14 protein-coding genes are annotated in these 16458 nt (G+C 64.3%); 7 read left to right on the top strand and 7 right to left on the bottom strand.

Translation table 11 applies throughout. The annotated features are described in order from the left end of the window. Positions 1 to 20: 20 nt before the first annotated feature. The 3 genes from LRP30_RS42195 to LRP30_RS42185 all read right to left on the bottom strand — a co-directional run bounded on the left by LRP30_RS42195 (position 21) and on the right by LRP30_RS42185 (position 3859). The gene (locus LRP30_RS42195; RefSeq protein WP_249758667.1) at positions 21 to 395 is read right to left on the bottom strand and encodes a hypothetical protein; all 375 of its coding nucleotides are present in this window, start codon (positions 393 to 395) and stop codon (positions 21 to 23) included. Positions 396 to 770: 375 nt separating this feature from the next. Next, a complete protein-coding gene (locus LRP30_RS42190; RefSeq protein ID WP_249758666.1) occupies positions 771 to 2231 on the bottom strand; it encodes a glutamine synthetase family protein in 1461 nt (486 codons plus the stop codon). A 269-nt stretch (positions 2232 to 2500) separates the two neighbouring features. Next, on the bottom strand, positions 2501 to 3859 hold the full coding sequence (locus LRP30_RS42185; protein ID WP_249758665.1) for an aromatic ring-hydroxylating dioxygenase subunit alpha: 1359 nt from the start codon (positions 3857 to 3859) through the stop codon (positions 2501 to 2503). Positions 3860 to 3969: 110 nt separating this feature from the next. Between LRP30_RS42185 and LRP30_RS42180 the strand changes: the two genes are divergently transcribed. Both LRP30_RS42180 and LRP30_RS42175 read left to right on the top strand, forming a co-directional pair. Next, complete coding sequence (locus LRP30_RS42180) at positions 3970 to 4755, top strand: IclR family transcriptional regulator C-terminal domain-containing protein (RefSeq protein WP_249758664.1); 786 nt, start codon at positions 3970 to 3972, stop codon at positions 4753 to 4755. A gap of 100 nt (positions 4756 to 4855) precedes the next feature. After that, positions 4856 to 5188: a PRC-barrel domain-containing protein gene (locus tag LRP30_RS42175; protein WP_128936903.1), complete on the top strand. Its 333-nt coding sequence runs from the start codon at positions 4856 to 4858 to the stop codon at positions 5186 to 5188. 52 nt (positions 5189 to 5240) lie between these two features. Here the strand turns inward: LRP30_RS42175 and LRP30_RS42170 are convergent, their stop codons facing one another. Together LRP30_RS42170 and LRP30_RS42165 are read right to left on the bottom strand one after the other, a co-directional pair. After that, positions 5241 to 5636 (bottom strand): group II truncated hemoglobin, encoded by a 396-nt coding sequence (locus tag LRP30_RS42170; protein ID WP_249758663.1) that lies wholly within the window; start codon positions 5634 to 5636, stop codon positions 5241 to 5243. Positions 5637 to 5638: 2 nt separating this feature from the next. Next, complete coding sequence (locus LRP30_RS42165) at positions 5639 to 6547, bottom strand: helix-turn-helix transcriptional regulator (protein WP_249758662.1); 909 nt, start codon at positions 6545 to 6547, stop codon at positions 5639 to 5641. A 121-nt stretch (positions 6548 to 6668) separates the two neighbouring features. Here LRP30_RS42165 and LRP30_RS42160 point away from each other — a divergent pair, with 121 nt between their 5' ends. The 4 genes from LRP30_RS42160 (at position 6669) to boxB (ending at position 12730) form a co-directional block, all read left to right on the top strand. After that, positions 6669 to 8210 carry a benzoate-CoA ligase family protein gene (locus tag LRP30_RS42160; protein ID WP_128936900.1) on the top strand — a complete coding sequence of 514 codons (1542 nt, stop codon included), beginning with the start codon at positions 6669 to 6671 and terminating at the stop codon, positions 8208 to 8210. 243 nt (positions 8211 to 8453) lie between these two features. Then, on the top strand, positions 8454 to 9272 hold the full coding sequence (locus LRP30_RS42155; RefSeq protein ID WP_249758661.1) for an alpha/beta hydrolase: 819 nt from the start codon (positions 8454 to 8456) through the stop codon (positions 9270 to 9272). A gap of 192 nt (positions 9273 to 9464) precedes the next feature. Beyond that, positions 9465 to 11153, top strand: a complete 1689-nt coding sequence (boxC, locus tag LRP30_RS42150; protein WP_249758660.1) for a 2,3-epoxybenzoyl-CoA dihydrolase — start codon at positions 9465 to 9467, stop codon at positions 11151 to 11153. A 125-nt stretch (positions 11154 to 11278) separates the two neighbouring features. Beyond that, positions 11279 to 12730: a benzoyl-CoA 2,3-epoxidase subunit BoxB gene (boxB, locus tag LRP30_RS42145; RefSeq protein WP_249758659.1), complete on the top strand. Its 1452-nt coding sequence runs from the start codon at positions 11279 to 11281 to the stop codon at positions 12728 to 12730. 169 nt (positions 12731 to 12899) lie between these two features. On the opposite strand, the gene LRP30_RS42140 is transcribed toward boxB, so the two are convergent. Further along, positions 12900 to 13709 (bottom strand): SDR family oxidoreductase, encoded by an 810-nt coding sequence (locus LRP30_RS42140; protein ID WP_249758658.1) that lies wholly within the window; start codon positions 13707 to 13709, stop codon positions 12900 to 12902. A 128-nt stretch (positions 13710 to 13837) separates the two neighbouring features. Further along, complete coding sequence (locus LRP30_RS42135) at positions 13838 to 14896, bottom strand: polysaccharide deacetylase family protein (RefSeq protein ID WP_128936895.1); 1059 nt, start codon at positions 14894 to 14896, stop codon at positions 13838 to 13840. A gap of 166 nt (positions 14897 to 15062) precedes the next feature. On the opposite strand from LRP30_RS42135, the gene LRP30_RS42130 reads away from it, so the two are divergent. Further along, positions 15063 to 16457: an OmpA family protein gene (locus LRP30_RS42130; protein WP_249758657.1), complete on the top strand. Its 1395-nt coding sequence runs from the start codon at positions 15063 to 15065 to the stop codon at positions 16455 to 16457. Position 16458: the final 1 nt, after the last annotated feature.

Here is a 16458-nt window from a genome sequence, read left to right as displayed (position 1 = left end):
GGTGGAGAAGGCGGGTGCTCTCACCAATAAATCCCGTGCCGGTGCAATTCGCGGATCACACGCGCTTCGACCGAGGGCTGGCGGCGCTTTGGCTTGGCCGCTTCGGTCGTGCTGGATACCGGCGCTGCGGCTGACTGTGCAGGTGCTGTGGCAACCGGCGCAGTCGCGGCAGGCGCGGTCGTAGTCGTCGGCGTGGTGGTCGCTGTCTGGATATTTGCCGGCGGCGTTGCTGCCGGAGCCTGCGGTGCAGCCGATGTGACCGACGGCTCGGCTGCCTGCTGGTTCGGATTTGTTGCCGCCAAGCTCAGGCTCCGCGACCCGCCGGCATGCACTTGCGTCGCCAGCAGCGACATCGCGGCAATCAGGATCAGCTTGCGCATGGGAATCCCCGTCATCTGGTCAGTCCGTCTTACCTGATCGCGCCGGCCAGCGCCTAACGTGCCAGACGGTGCGTGCCGATTTCGATCAGGGTGGACCGGCAGGAGAGGCGATAGATCAGACTGAACAACTGACTCAACATGATCGAACTCCATTGTTCATCATGGGCAATAGTCTGCGCCCGCTTTCTTTCCGGGGATTTTCGCCGCTATCGGAAAATGGCTTCGTGGGGCGGGTTTGCGATGTCGTCGGAACCGGCGGGACGAAACGGCCTCACGCCGGTGTGAGCGCGACCTGCCGTCATTCAGGAGGCGGTCCGCAGGACTGAACCCCGGAATCTCGCTGTTCCGGGTCTGGTGCTTCGCGCGATCCGGAACGACGGCGCCCACGGATCAGAACGCCTCGAAATATTCGCGGTGCTCCCAGTCGGTCACCTCGGCGAGGAAGCGATCGATCTCGGCGTTCTTGATGTGGGTGTAATAGTCGACGAATTCAGGCCCGAGCTTTTCGCGGAAGAACGGATCGTCCTTGAGTGCGGAAACCGCATCGCGCAGCGATTTCGGCAGGAGCGGCGCCTTGGTCTCGTAGGGGGTATCGGCGGAGGGGCCCGGATCGAGCTTGCGATCGACGCCGTCGAGGCCCGACAGGATCTGCGAGGCCATGTAGAGATAGGGATTGGCAGCGGGTTCGCCGATGCGGTTTTCCAGGCGCGTCGCCGCATCGCCGGCCGCCCCGAGCACGCGGATCATCACGCCGCGATTGTCGCGGCCCCAGATCGCGCGGTCCGGCGCCAGCGAATAGGAGCGGTAGCGCTTGTAACCGTTGATGGTCGGGGTGGTGAACACGGTGGAGGCGCGGGCGTGGTCGAGCAGGCCGGCCAGGTACGCCTTGCCGAACGCGCTAAGCGGCTCGCCGTCGTCCTTTGCCGTTTTCTTTGCCGTTTCTTTGGCCATGAACTGGTTCTCGCCAGTCGTGCGCGAGACGATCGACTGGTGCAGGTGCCAGCCGCTCGCGAACACGTTCGGCAGTTTCGGCCGGCACATGAAGGTGGCGTGATAGCCATGCCGGCGCGCGATCTGCTTCACGGCGGAGCGGAACAGCACCATGTTGTCGGCCGGTTCGAGCCCTTTCCTCGGCGCGAAGGTGAACTCGCACTGGCTCGGCCCGAACTCGACCTCGACCGAGCGCAAGGGCAATCCGAGCGCGACGATGTCGCGGCGCAAAATCTCCAGCACCGGTTCCATCTGATCGAAGCGCTGCTCGGTGAGGTATTGATAGCCGTGGCTGAGCAAGCTCACCGAAGGCGGCGTGCCGGGCTGGCCTGCGTCTTCCGGGCGCATATGCGGGTCGTCGAGTCTAAAGATGTGGAATTCGACTTCGAGGCCCGCAACGAAATCGTAGCCGCGCATGCCGAGCTCATCGAGCACCTTGCGATAGAGTCCGCGGGTTGCAAACGGCACCGGACGGCCGTCGCCAAAATAGAGATCGCACAGCACCCAGCCCGTCGCCGGCGCCCAAGGCAAAACGCGGAAGGTGGTGGGATCGGCGACCATCAGCACGTCGGCCGCGCCCTCCATCTCCTTCATGCCGAAGCCGCCGCCTGAGGTGAATACCGGAAACACCGTGCGATGCGAGGTGTCCTTGGCGAGCATGGTGGTGGTGATGGAGCAGCCGCTCTCCAGCGAGGCGAGAGCTTCGGCGGCGATGATGGTCTTGCCGCGCAAGATGCCGTGCTGGTCGGGAAAGGCGAGGCGAATGACCTCGAGGTTCTTTTCCTCGACGATGCGGCGCATGCGCGTCGCCGCGTCCCTCTGCTCATCCGACCACAGCCCATGACGCGCGACGAAAGTCACTTCTCCACTCCTCTAGTCGTTCGACGCGAAGCTGCTGCAACATACTCCGCCATTGCGAGCGTAGCGAAGCAATCCAGGGTCTCTCTGCGGGGGCATTTCTGGATTGCTTCGCTGCGCTCGCAATGACGAGGATAGGCCATCACGTTGACTCCGCTACCGTAGGGTGGGCAAAGCGCAGCGTGCCCACCGCGTGCCTATCGTCTGAAAGAAAGCATGGTGGGCACGGCGCTTTGCGCCTTTGCCCACCCTACGGCTTCGATGCACTAAGGTCACTCTGCCGCCGTCAGCCGATGCACGTTGTCGGCAATGTCCTTAGGCACCGGCGCAGTCCATGGCGCGCCGCGGCGGCGCTTGACGTCGACTTCCATCCAATAGGTCTCCCAGCCCCGCGTCGGGCCGATGCCGTCCATGGTCGCCGGGCCCTGGATGCTGCGCGCGTTGGCTTCGTTCAGGAACAGCATCGGCTTCTCGCCACCCGAAACCTTCTCGATCTCCTGCCGCAGCAGGCGGCGATATTGCACGATCGCCTTGTCGCTCTGACCGAGATGCTCCTTGGTGCGGTCCTGGATCGCGCCCATCGATTCCACCGCCCACTGGTCGTGGACGTTGATGTCGGTGCCCATGCCGGTGTAGGTCGCGGTCTGCTGTTCGTGCGGATCGAAGCCGTAATCGTTGCTGCTGTTCTTGCGCGATTTGTAGTCGGGCAGCTCATAGAGCTCGAGCCGCTGCTCGCGCATCTTCGTCTTGTCCACCGGGTTGGTGTAGCTGGTGAAGATCGCGTACCAATAGCAGTTCTCGTCGTCGACCGGCACGTGCCACTGGGTGATCGTCATCTCCGTGCTCATGGGGATGACGAAGCCATGCGGGAAGAGCTGATTGGTGACGCGCACATGGGTGCGCTCCTCGTCGATCTCGCGCAGTGCGATCAGCCTGAGACCGTATTCGGTGTGCTCGACATTGATGATCGGGCGGTCATATTCGCGCAGGATTTTGGTCATCGGCAGGTCCGAGCCGGCCGAGGCACCGCGGAATTGCTTGCCGTAGGCGGTGGAAGTGTCTTCATCCTCGAAGAAGCGGTGCAGATAGGAGGCGTGCGCGGGATCGATGCCGACTTCGAGCGCCTGCAGCCAGTTGCAGGCCATGTGGCCCTTGAAGGCGAAGGTGTGAGAGCCCGGCGCAACGAAGCAGTCGATCTCCGGGAATGCCGGCGGCTCACCTTCGCCGAGATAAGCCCAGAGGATGCCGCTCTTCTCCATCACGGGATAGGAGCGCTGGCGGATGTTCTGGCAGAGTTTTGAGTCCTTCGGCTCGGCCGGAGTCTCGATGCACTGACCGGTGGCGTCGAACAGCCAACCATGGAAGGCGCAGCGCAGTCCGCCATGTTCGAGCCGCCCGAAGGCGAGGTCGGCGCCGCGATGCGCGCAGTGGCGATCGATCAGGCCGTAACGCCCTTGCTCGTCGCGGAACAGCACCAGGCTCTCGCCGAGCAGTTTTACGGGACGGATCGGCCGCGCACCCTCCAGCTCGTCCACCAGCGCCGCCGGCTGCCAATAACTCCGCATCAACTTGCCGCAAGGATCCTTCGGACCGGTGCGGGTGATCAGGTCGTTCTGCTCCTGGCTCATCATGGCGCGTGCATCCTTGTGGAGGGCGTCTGTTCGCCTATTGAACGAATGGGCGAATTATGACATGCCTTGGAGCTGCAGCAAGCACTATTTTGCAGGATTGTCCCGAAGCCATGCCCAAGCTGAAGCGCAGCGAGAGTGACGAGCGCGCGACGGATTTCGTCGAGAGCCTCGATCGTGGTTTGCGGCTGCTGCAGTGCTTCGGCGCCACGGCCGGCCCGATGACGCTGAGCGATCTCGCCCGTGCCGCCGATCTGCCGCGCGCCACGGCGCGGCGCATGCTGCTCACGCTCCAGCGCGGCGGTTACGTCTCCGGCGATGGCAAGCTGTTCTCGCTGACGCCGCATGTGCTGACGTTGGCTACATCCTATTTGCGCTCGAGTCAGATCATCGCCGTGCTTCAGCCCGTGCTCGATCGCATCGCAATCGCGGCGCAGGAAATCTCTTCGCTGGCGGTGCTCGATGGTGATGACGTCGTGTTTATCGCCCGCGGCGGTCCGACGCGGGTGTTTTCGGGCGGATTGGAGATCGGCTACCGGCTGCCGGCCTTCTGCACCTCGGTCGGCCGCGCCATGCTCGGCCAGTTCGACGATGCCGATCTCGCCGCGCGCCTGAATGCGATGAACCGCGAGGCGCTGACGCCGCAGACTGAAACCGATCCGAAGGCGCTGCTCGCGCGCATCAGCGCCGACCGCGCACAGGGCTACTCGCTGGTTGACCGCGAAGCGGAGCCGCATTTCCGCTCGATCTCGGTCCCCGTCCGCCGTTACGACGGCGTGATCGTTGCCGCCATCAACATGGGCGCCCATGTCGACCGCGTGCCCGCTCAGGAGCTGCTCGATCGCTTCCTGCCGCTGTTGCGCGACGGCGCGGAGGCGGTGCGCTCGCAACTTCTGTAGCTTTAGGTGCAACGCAAGAGCGGACTGGGCTGACGCAGAGCCGTCCTACACGCCGCCGTCTGTGCTATAATGCTATCCGAACAAGATCAGGGAGCACGCCATGCAACACACCATGGTTCCCAGTGATCGCGTCGAGCACGTCGCCGTCTATGGGAGTGACGGCAGCAAGCTCGGCACGATCGAGCGATTGATGCTCGACAAGGTGAGCGGAACCGTCGCCTACGCCGTGATCAAGACCGGCCGGCTGCTCGGCACTCATCACCACTATCCTCTGCAGTGGAGCGCGCTGAAATATGATCCGGGACGTCAGGCCTTCCAGGCCGAGGTGACGCTGGACCAGCTCAGCAGCGGCCCATGCGAATTCGACGGCGACGCGTTCGATTGGGGCGACCGCTCGCGGCCCTATCCGCATCCGCATTACTGGTCGATCTAACCGCGTCGCAGCTCCTGTGGGCGGGCTAAAGGTCGGGAGCTCCACGCTCGGATCAATTCCGGTTGCGCATCCAGTCGGCGAGGCCGGACAGCGCCTTGTCGAGATCCTGCCGCGCGGCACGATCTGCCACCGTCTCCTCCAACGCGCCGCGCATGCACACCATCCACGCGTCGCGCTCGGCATCGCCGATGGAAAAACCGATGTGGCGCTGTCGCAGCCGCGGATGGCCTTTCTCGACAGAGTAAAGCCGCGGGCCGCCGGTCCATTCGGTGAGATAGCGCTTCAGCACGTCCCTGATCAGGCCGAGGTCGGCCGCATGCATCGCGCGGATGACTTTCGCCTCCGGCAGCGTGTCCATGCGCTGGTAGAAGCGATCGACCAGAAGCTCGATCGTGGCACTGCCGCCGATCCGCTCGAACATGGAGATAGTGACGGTGCTGTCAGTCATCTTTACAGCGCCACGCTGCGCAATCCAAAACTGCGCGCTTCGTTCTGCAGCACCGGGCGCACCGCGTCGATTAGCCGCGCGGCCGCCGCGTCGACGGAGAGGCCCGCGGTATCCACCACCGCCGTCGCGCGCGAATACAGCGGCTCGCGGCTCAAGAGGATGTTGCGCAGCTCGGCCATCGCTGAGCGATCGTCAGCCATTGGGCGCAGATCGCCCTGGCGGCGGACGCGGGCCATGTGCTCTTCCGGCTCGGCCTTCAGCCAGATCGTGTAGAACGACGACAGGATCTGATCGAAGGTCAGGGGCTCGGAGACGATGCCGCCGCCGGTCGCCAGCACCATCAGCTCGTTGCGCGCGAGCAGCTGCTGCAGCGCCGCCTGCTCCATGCGCCGAAAGCCTTCCTGGCCGTAGAGCGCGATGATCTCGGCGACCGAGAGCCCGTTCTGCTGCTCGACCTCCTTGTTGAGCTCGACAAAACTCCAGCCGATCTTCTTCGCCAGCATCCGGCCGAGCGTGGATTTGCCGGCGCCGCGCAGGCCGATCAGCGCAATGCCGCAGAACGGCGCGCGCCGCGGCGCAGACGCGCTGCCGCCGGCGAGCAGGTCCTTGGCCTGCGCGATCTGCGCTGGTGTCGCCTTGCGCAACAGATCGCGAAACATCTGCCAGTCCGGCGTCGGATCCGCCGAGGGAAGCAGGTCTTCGAGATGTGCGCCCATCGCGTCGGAGACGCGGCGGAGCAGCACGATGGAGACATTGCCCTTGCCGCTCTCGAGCTGCGCGATGTAGCGCTCCGAAATTCCCGATACTTTGGCGAGCACTTTGCGCGACATGCCGCGCAGCGCGCGCATGGTGCGTACGCGCTGGCCGAGCTGTTCGAGAAATCGGGATTCGGCGTAGGGACTTTCGGTCATGAGGCTTCTTTAGCGGATGTCCTGCGGCGCGTTTTAATGAAACATAGTGCCTGCTGGCATTGACAGCAAGCCGCTGTGGTGTCTTTCTATGAATTATAATTCTAAATTCGGGGAGACGTCCGTGAGCGAGGGATCCTACAACGCGGTGACCTGGCTGCTCGACCGTAACGTCGAGGAGGGCAGGGGAGGCAAGCTCGTCTTCGACGACACCGTCTCGCAGCTCACCTATGGCGAGCTTCAACGTGAGAGCCGCCGCGCGGCCAACATGCTGCGTCGGCTCGGCGTTCGCCGCGAGGAGCGCGTGGCGATGATCATGCTTGATACGGTCGATTTCCCGATCGTATTCCTCGGCGCGATCCGCGCCGGCATCGTGCCGGTGCCGCTCAACACGCTGCTGACCGCGGACCAATACGCCTACATACTCGCCGACTGCCGCGCGCGCGTGCTGTTCGTGTCCGAGGCGCTCTATCCCGTCATCAAGGACGTCGTCGGCCGCATGCCGGATCTCGAGCATGTCGTGGTCTCCGGTGCAAAGCAGAACGGCCACAAGCAGCTCGCCGAGGAGATCGCCGGCGAGAGCGATCAGTTCACTACCGCGGCGACGCATCCCGACGAGCCTGCCTTCTGGCTCTATTCCTCGGGCTCGACCGGCATGCCCAAGGGCGTGCGCCATCTGCATTCGAACTTGCAGGCGACCGCGGACACCTACGCAAAACAGGTGCTCGGCATCCGCGAGAACGACGTCTGCCTGTCCGCCGCAAAGCTGTTCTTCGCCTATGGCCTCGGCAATGCGCTGACCTTCCCGATGTCGGTCGGCGCCACGGTGATTCTGAACAGCGAGCGGCCGACACCGGCACGCATGTTCGACCTGATGAACCGTTACAACCCCTCGATCTTCTACGGCGTGCCGACATTGTTCGCGGCCATGCTCAACGACGAGACCATGAAGAATGAGCGCGGCGGCAAGGCGCTGCGCATCTGCACCTCGGCCGGCGAGGCGCTGCCGGAGTCCGTCGGCAACAGCTGGAAGGCACGCTTCGGTGTCGACATTCTCGACGGTGTCGGCTCGACCGAGCTGCTCCATATCTTCCTGTCGAACGCACCCGGCGACATCAAGTATGGCTCCTCGGGCAAGCCGGTGCCGGGCTATGCGGTGCGGCTCGTCAACGAGGCCGGCCAGGATGTGGCTGACGGCGAGGTCGGCGAGCTCCTGGTCGATGCCCCCTCCGCCGGCGAGGGCTATTGGAATCAGCGCCACAAGAGCCGCCGCACCTTCGAGGGACCGTGGACACGGACCGGCGACAAATATGTCCGCGACACTGATGGCCGCTACACCTTCTGCGGCCGCGCAGACGACATGTTCAAGGTCTCCGGCATCTGGGTCTCGCCCTTCGAGGTCGAGAGCGCGTTGATCACGCATCCCGCCGTGCTGGAAGCCGCCGTCGTACCCGAGGCCGATCCGGAAGGCTTGTTGAAGCCAAAGGCCTTTGTCGTGCTGCGCCCCGGCGCGACGACGAACGATCTTCAGGAGATGCTGAAGGAGCACGTCAAGCAGAAGATCGGCCCGTGGAAATATCCGCGCTGGATCGATGTGGTGGACTCGCTGCCGAAGACGGCGACCGGGAAGATCCAGCGGTTCAAGCTGCGGGAAGGGGCGAATTGATGCTGGGTGCTGAGCGTACCGCACTCGCCGCGCCTTACCCTCCCCTGGAGGGGGAGGGTCGCTTCGCATGGAGCAAAGCGCAATGCGAAGCGGGGTGGGGTGATCTCTCCACGCGGGCACCGCATCCGTGGACAGACTGTCACCCCACCCCGCTTCACATCTCGCTACGCTCGCTGTGAATCGACCCTCCCCCTCCAGGGGAGGGTGGGCATCTCGGCAGTGGCTAGGAATGGGAATTCGACAATGATCAACCTCACCCCCACCGGCTTCCTCAGCATCGGCGACGCCCGCCTCGAATACAAATGGCTCGCGCCGCTGAACCCGGACGCGCCCACCATCGTCATGCTGCATGAAGGCCTCGGCTCGGTCGGGCAGTGGGGCGACTTCCCGGACAAGCTTCAGCAAGCCACAGGCGCCGGCATCTTCGTCTACTCGCGGGCAGGCTACGGCCAGTCGAGCAAGGTCGCGCTGCCGCGACCACTCGACTACATGCAGCGCGAGGCGCTGGACGTGCTGCCGAAGCTGCTCGACGCGATCTCCTTCAAGCGCGGCCTCCTGCTCGGCCATTCCGACGGCGCCTCGATCGCGACGATCTATGCCGGCGCGCATCAGGATCATCGCCTGAGCGGTCTCGTGCTGATCGCGCCGCATTTCATCGTCGAGGACATCTCGGTGAAATCGATCTCTGCAATCAAGACCGCCTACGAGTCCACGGACCTCAAGGCAAAGCTCGCGCGCTGGCATCAGGATGTCGACAATGCCTTCTACGGCTGGAACGGCGCCTGGCTCGATCCGAAATTCCGCGACTGGGACATTTCCGAATACCTCGCCTACATCCGCGTTCCCGTCATGGTCCTGCAGGGCATGGACGACCAATATGGCACCCTGCGTCAGGTCGAGATTGCGCAGCAGGAGTGCTACTGCCCGGTCGATCTGAAAATCATTCCAGGCGCGGGGCATTCCCCGCATCGCGAGGCGCCGGCGGCGACGCTTGAGGCGATTGGGCAATTTGCGACAGCGGCCCTGCGCGACGATCAGGGACTGCAAGGACGCGCCGCATGATGGCGGCAGCGGTGTGACGCTCCGAGACTCGCCCAGACCGGAGCGGGCCCGCAACATCGGCGCGGCCTTGGACCAGGCATGAAACAAAGTGCATATAATGGCTGTTAGGGGGCTAGACGCATTCAAAAAGATGCATTATTGTGCATCTAACGCTACGGCGAAATTGCATAATCAAGCTCAGGGGTGTGACCCATGGCCGGGGAAGATCGGCGCCTCGCAGGCGGCGCGACATTCATCGATTTCCAGACTGATCCGTCCCGCTACCGGCATTGGAAGCTCGCGGTCGATGGCGACGTCGCGACGCTGACCATGGACGTCGACGAGAATGGCGGCCTGTTCGAGGGCTATCTGCTCAAGCTCAATTCCTACGATCTAGGTGTGGACATCGAGCTCGCGGATGCGCTCCAGCGGCTGCGCTTCGAGCATCCCGAGGTGAAGGTCGTCGTGATGCGCTCGGCCAAAAACCGCGTGTTCTGCGCCGGCGCCAATATCCGCATGCTCGCCGGCTCCACCCACGCCCACAAGGTCAATTTCTGCAAGTTCACCAACGAGACGCGCAACGGCATGGAGGACTCCTCGGAGAATTCCGGCCAGCGTTTCATCACGGTGGTGAACGGCTCGGCGGCCGGCGGCGGCTATGAGCTCGCGCTCGCGACTGATCACATCATCCTCGCCGACGACGGCTCGTCCGCTGTTGCGCTGCCCGAAGTGCCGCTGCTCGCGGTGCTGCCCGGCACCGGCGGGCTGACACGCGTCGTCGACAAGCGAAAAGTGCGCCGCGACCACGCCGATTTCTTCTGCACCATCGAGGAGGGCGTGAAGGGCAAGCGCGCCGTGCAATGGCGCCTCGTCGATGAGATCGCGCCGAACTCGAAGCTCGAGGCCAAGATCACCGAGCGCGCCAAGGAATTCGCGGCCGCCTCGAAGCGCAAGGGCAGCGGCAAGGGCATCGCGCTGGCGCCGCTCAAGCGCCTGATCGACGAGAACAGCATCCGCTACGGCTTCGTCACGGTCGATATCGATCGCACAGCGCGCATCGCCACCATTTCGATCAAGGCGCCGGAAGCGGCGCCGCCGGCCGACATCGACGGCATGATGGCGCAAGGGGCTTCGTTCTGGCCGCTTCAGCTTGCACGCGAGCTCGACGATGCCATTTTGCATTTGCGCATCAACGAGCTCGAGATCGCCATGCTGGTGTTCAAGAGCCATGGCGACCGCGCCCATGTGCTTGCCAGCGACGCCTTCCTCGAAGCCAACAAGGCGCACTGGCTGGTCAACGAAATCAGGCACTACTGGAAGCGAGTCCTCAAGCGCATCGACGTGACCTCGCGCACGCTGGTGACGCTGGTCGAGCCCGGGTCCTGCTTTGCCGGCACGCTGGCCGAGCTCGTGTTCGCCGCCGACCGCTCCTACATGCTGGTCGGCACGCGCCAGGGTGACAACCGCCCGCCGCCATCGATCGAACTGTCCGCGATGAATTTCGGCCCGTATCCGATGAGCCACGGCCTGACGCGGCTTCAATCGCGCTTCCAGGCCGATCCGTCCGACGTGGAGCGCGCGGAGGCGACGCTCGGCACCGCGCTCGACGCCGAGCAGGCGGAAGAGCTCGGTCTCGTCACCTTCGCGCTCGACGACATCGACTGGGATGATGAAGTCCGCGTCTTCCTGGAGGAGCGCGCCAGCTTCTCGCCCGACAGCCTCACCGGCATGGAAGCGAGCCTGCGCTTCGTCGGCCCCGAGACGATGGAATCAAAGATCTTTGCGCGCCTGACGGCCTGGCAGAACTGGATCTTCCAGCGCCCGAACGCGGTCGGCGAGGAAGGCGCGCTGCGCCGCTACGGCAGCGGGCAGAAGCCGAAATTCGATATGACGCGGGTGTAACGACATTCACTGCGTCATGGCCGGGCTTGTCCCGGCCATCCACGTCCCTGGCTCAAGGAAGCAAGAACGTGGATGCCCGGCACAAAGGCCGGGCATGACGGAACGAAATCGCAAGGAGCACGGCCATGAACATGAATATCATGAACGTCGACTACTCGACCAAGATTCCGAACAACGTGAATCTCGCCGAAGACCGCCAGGTGCTCAAGGCGCTGGAAGGCTGGCACCCCGGCTACATGGACTGGTGGAGCGACATGGGGCCCGAGGGCTTCCAGGAATCGCTGGTATACTTGCGCACCGCCTACTCCGTCGATCCGCGCGGCTGGGCCAAGTTCGACTATGTCCGTATGCCCGAGTATCGCTGGGGCATCTTGCTGGCGCCGCAGGAAGAGAACCGCGTCGTGCCGTTCGGTGAGCACTATGGCGAGCCGGCCTGGCAGGAAGTGCCGGGCGAGCATCGCGCCATGCTGCGCCGCCTCATCGTGATCCAGGGTGACACCGAGCCCGCCTCGGTCGAGCAGCAGCGCCATCTCGGCAAGACCGCGCCCTCGCTCTACGACATGCGCAATCTGTTCCAGGTCAACGTCGAGGAAGGCCGTCACCTCTGGGCGATGGTCTATCTGCTTCAGAAGTACTTTGGTCGCGACGGCCGTGAAGAAGCCGATGATTTGCTGCGCCGCCGCTCCGGCGATGCCGATGCGCCGCGCATGCTGGGCGCCTTCAACGAGGCAACGCCGGACTGGCTGTCCTTCTTCATGTTCACCTATTTCACCGACCGCGACGGCAAGATGCAGCTGCACTCACTCGCGCAGTCCGGTTTCGATCCGCTGTCGCGCACCTGCCGCTTCATGCTGACGGAAGAGGCGCACCACATGTTCGTCGGCGAGACCGGCATCACTCGCGTCGTGCAGCGCACTTGCGATGCGATGCGCGAAGCCGGCATCACCGACCCGACCGACATCGCAAAAGTCCGCGCGCTCGGCGTGATCGACCTGCCGACCATCCAGAAGAAGCTGAACCTGCACTATACGCTGTCGCTCGACCTGTTCGGCTCTGAGGTCTCGACCAACGCGGCCAATGCCTTCAATGCCGGCATCAAGGGGCGCTATCACGAGACCCAGATCGAGGACGATCACCAGCTCAAGAACGCTACCTATCCGGTGCTGAAGTTCATTAACGGCGAGATCAAGCTGGTCGACGAGCCGGCGCTGACCGCGCTCAATATGCGCCTGCGCGACGATTACAGCCAGGACTGCGTCAAGGGCATGCTGCGCTGGAACAAGGTGATCTCGACCGCGGGCTACGACTACAAGCTGACCCTGCCCAACGTCGCCTTCCACCGCCACATCGGCGAGTTCAAGGACATCCACGCCACGCCCGACGGCATTTTGATCGACGAGGCCACCTGGGCGAAGCGCAAGGACGAGTGGCTGCCGTCGGCGAGCGACGGCGACTTCATCACCTCCCTGATGCAGCCCGTCACCGAAACCGGCAAGTTCGCCTCCTGGATCTCGCCGCCGAAGGTCGGCATCGACAACAAGCCCGGCGATTTCGAGTATGTGAAGATCGAGTCGTAAGTTTCTTCACCTCTCCCCGCTTGCGGGGAGAGGTCGGATCGCATCGCAGATGCGATCCGGGTGAGGGGGTACAGGTGCGTCGACAATCTCGTCCGCGGAGAGGGGCCCCTCACCCCAACCCTCTCCCCGCAAGAGCGGGGCGAGGGAGCGCACCGCCGGTGCCTCACCCTCAACTATCCCATCCGCTCCCCTTGATCCCTGGGTTCGCATAGACGATGCCGCCATCGACCGCGATGGTCGCGCCCACCACGTAGTCTCCCGCGCGCGAGGCGAGATAGATCGCGGCGCCCGCCATGTCTTCGTCGGTGCCGATGCGCCCCGCCGGCACGCGCGTTGCGACCTCGTCGCCATGATCGCGCGCAGCGCGATTCATGTCGGACTGGAACGGGCCCGGCGCGATCGCCGTGACCACGACATGATCCGAGATCAGCTTCACCGCCATACGCCGGGTCAGGTGGATCAGCCCGGCCTTGCTCGCGGCATAGGAATAGGTCTCCATCGGATTGACGAAGATGCCGTCGATCGAGGCGATGTTGATCACCTTCGCCGGCCGTTCGGCGGAAGCTGCCGCGCGCAAGGGGCCGGCCAGCGCCTTGGTCAGGAAGAACGGCGCCTTCACATTCAGATTCATCACCTTGTCCCAGCCGCTTTCGGGGAATTCGTCGAACGCCGCGCCCCAGGCCGCGCCGGCATTGTTGACGAGGATGTCGAGCTTCGGCTCGCGCTTCCCAAATTCACTGGCCAGCAGCTCGGCGCCGGCAACCGTGGAGATGTCGATCGGCAGCGCGATACATTCGCCGTCATATCGCGCGGTGAGCTCCTTCGCGGTCTCCTCGCACGGCCCCGCCTTGCGCGCGGTGATGTAGACCCTTGCCGCGCCGGCGCTGAGAAATCCCGCCGCGATCATCTTGCCGATGCCACGCGAGCCGCCGGTCACGAGCGCAACGCGGCCTTTGAGCGAGAACAGTTCGTTGAACATGGTGCCTCCCTTGGGTTGGAGGCTGTGTGAGCCGGTGCCCGGGGAGAGTCAAGGAATGCGCCCCCGTCGTCGCCCTGGCTTTCGCCAGGACGACGCCTGAGGTTTGCCACGACGGCGGAGCTTGACGGCTACGCCGCCGCAATCCGGCGAAAACCGTTCCACATCGCGGTCGCGGCGCCCGAGGTCAGCACTGGCAGAATCCGCCTGTCCTGGTAGTTGCCGTTGAGCGAGACGCGCGGCAGCGCGGTCATGTGGCCGGCGTTCTCGGCGAACAGCATACCGGGCCGCGTCGTCACCGCGGTCTTGAATCCGGCTGCCGCAGCAAGCGCGAATTCGCGCTCACCGGCCGCTTCACGGTCGCCATAGGGATAGGCAAAATGCAGCACGGGGCGCTCCAGCGCCTGTTCGATCTGTGCCCGGCTCATCGCCATTTCCTGCGTGGCGATCTCCGCCGCCTGTTTGGCGAGATTGCTATGGCTGATGCTGTGCGCGCCGATCGTGACCAGGGGATCGGCGGCCAACGTCTTCACCTCGTCCCAGGACAGGCAGAGACTGCGGCACAGCGCTTCCATATCGACGTCATGCTTGGTGCAGAGCGCCTCAATCTCGCGCTTGAGGTCATGTTCGTTCGGCAGCGCGCGCAGCCAGTCGTGCAGGCGGTCGAACGCCGCTTGCTTGGCCGCAAGTGTCGTCGCATCGAGCCGCAACGCGGACTTGCCGATCTGCACATCAATGTGCTCGGCCTTGGCGATTACGGCTTCCAGCGCCGTCCACCACAGACGTCCGTTGCCCTCGGCAAAATCGCTTGCGACATAGACCGCTAAAGGCGCGTCAAATTCGCGCAGCACCGGCAGCGCATAGTCCAGATTGTCGCGATAGCCGTCGTCGAGCGTGAAGGCGGCGAACCGCCGGGCGAACCGGCCCTGCGCCAGCCGCTCATGCAGCTCGTCCATGCCGACGATGTCGATGTCGCGTGAGCGCAAATGGCACAGCGTGGCGCGCAGGAAATCGGGGGTGACTTCGAGATGCCGGTTCGGCTGGAATGCAGCCTTACGGGCCGGCCGCACGTGGTGCAGCATGAAAATGGCACCGACGCCCGACAAGAGCGGGCGCAGCAGGTGATGAGCGCCGCTGAAATAGAGCGCTTCCAGCCCGGCGCGGATGACGTTGTTGCGGAGTTGTTTCATTGCAGGCTGGCGGACCCCCGGGCATTCCGCCCACAACTTACGGAAGGACCCTTGAAGAAAAAGTTATTCCGGTTGTCCACGCAGGGCCTCCACAAGGGCACCATTTCCGGTTTGACAGCCCGCCAAGGGTTTGTTTTGTCTCCGGTTCCAGAGTTCGGGTCGTCGAATGCAGAAGCTTTTCAGGTGGGCCAGCAAATGGTGGCCGGGGCTGATCCCCCTGGCCGTCATGTGGGGATTTGCGGCCTGGAATAACACCTTGCCGGTCGAGTCGGACTTGGCGGCCCGCAGCTCGGCAGCGCTGAAGGATACCGTTCTGGACAAGACCCGGATCGCGGTCGACGGCCGCGACGTCAGCCTGGCCGCGGACGCCTTCTCCGAGGAGGGGCGCCGGGACGCCGTGACGGCGGTCGAAACCGTCCCCGGTGTGCGGCTGGTCGACGACCGGACCCGCCTTGTTCCCGAGGCCAAACCCTTCGTCTGGAATGCCGAACGTGACGTGGTGCGGGTGACCCTGTCGGGCTCCGCGCCGCTGCCCTCGATGCGGGCGCGGCTGACCGAGGCGGCGCGCAAGGAAGTCGCCGGCGTCGAGGTGACCGATCAGATGGGGCTGGCGCGCGGTGCGCCGCCACGGTTCGAGGCCGCCGCGACGTTGCTGCTCGACCAGATCGGCAAGCTCAAGGACGGCAAGATCACGATCACGGACACCAAGGTCAATCTGTCGGGCATGGCGCGCGAGCTCGGCGGTCGCGAGGCGATTGCGGCCGCGCTGAAGAACCTGCCCGAGGGTTTTTCGATCGCCGCCAACGACGTCAAGGCGCCGCCCTACATCTTCCAGGCCTACAAGGATCCGGTGGCCGCGACGGTGACGCTGACCGGCTACGTCCCGGACAAAACCATCCACGCCGCGATCGCAACCAGCGCCGCGCGAAAGTTTTTCAACGAGAAGGTCGTCGACAATCTCAAGGCCAGCATCGGCGCGCCCGGCGCCTTCAACACCGCCGTGGTCGCAGCGCTCGGCGCGCTGTCGCGGCTGTCCACCGGCACACTCGTGGTCTCGGATCGCGAGGTGAAGCTGTCGGGCGATGCGCTCTATGAAGGTGCTGCCAACGACATCCGCGCAGGGCTCGGCAAGGACTTTCCGAAGAATTGGCAATACAAGCCGGAGATCACGGTGAAGCCTGCGGCAGGCCCGGTCGACGGCACGGTGTGCCAGCAATTGTTCTCGGACCTCCTGGGCAAGGGCAAGATCCGCTTCGCGGCGAAGCGCGCCGACATCGATCCGGATTCCGCCGGCATTCTCGACCATCTGATCGAGACGGCGCTGCGCTGCCCCACCACCAATATCGAGGTCGTCGGGCATACCGATGCCGACGGCGAGGACTCCTTCAACCAGGCTCTCTCGGAGAAGCGCGCACAGGCGGTGCTCGATTATCTGGTCAAGGCCGGCCTGCCCGCCAGCCGCTTTACTGCGGTCGGCCACGGCAGCACGCAGCCCCTCGCCGGCAACGACACCGACGAGGGCAAGGCGCAGAACCGCCGCATCGAATTTCTGGTGAGGTGAT

It is taken from the genome of Bradyrhizobium sp. C-145 (assembly GCF_023375135.1).
Lineage (GTDB): Bacteria > Pseudomonadota > Alphaproteobacteria > Rhizobiales > Xanthobacteraceae > Bradyrhizobium > Bradyrhizobium zhanjiangense.
This window is presented reverse-complemented; position numbering and strand designations above follow the sequence as displayed.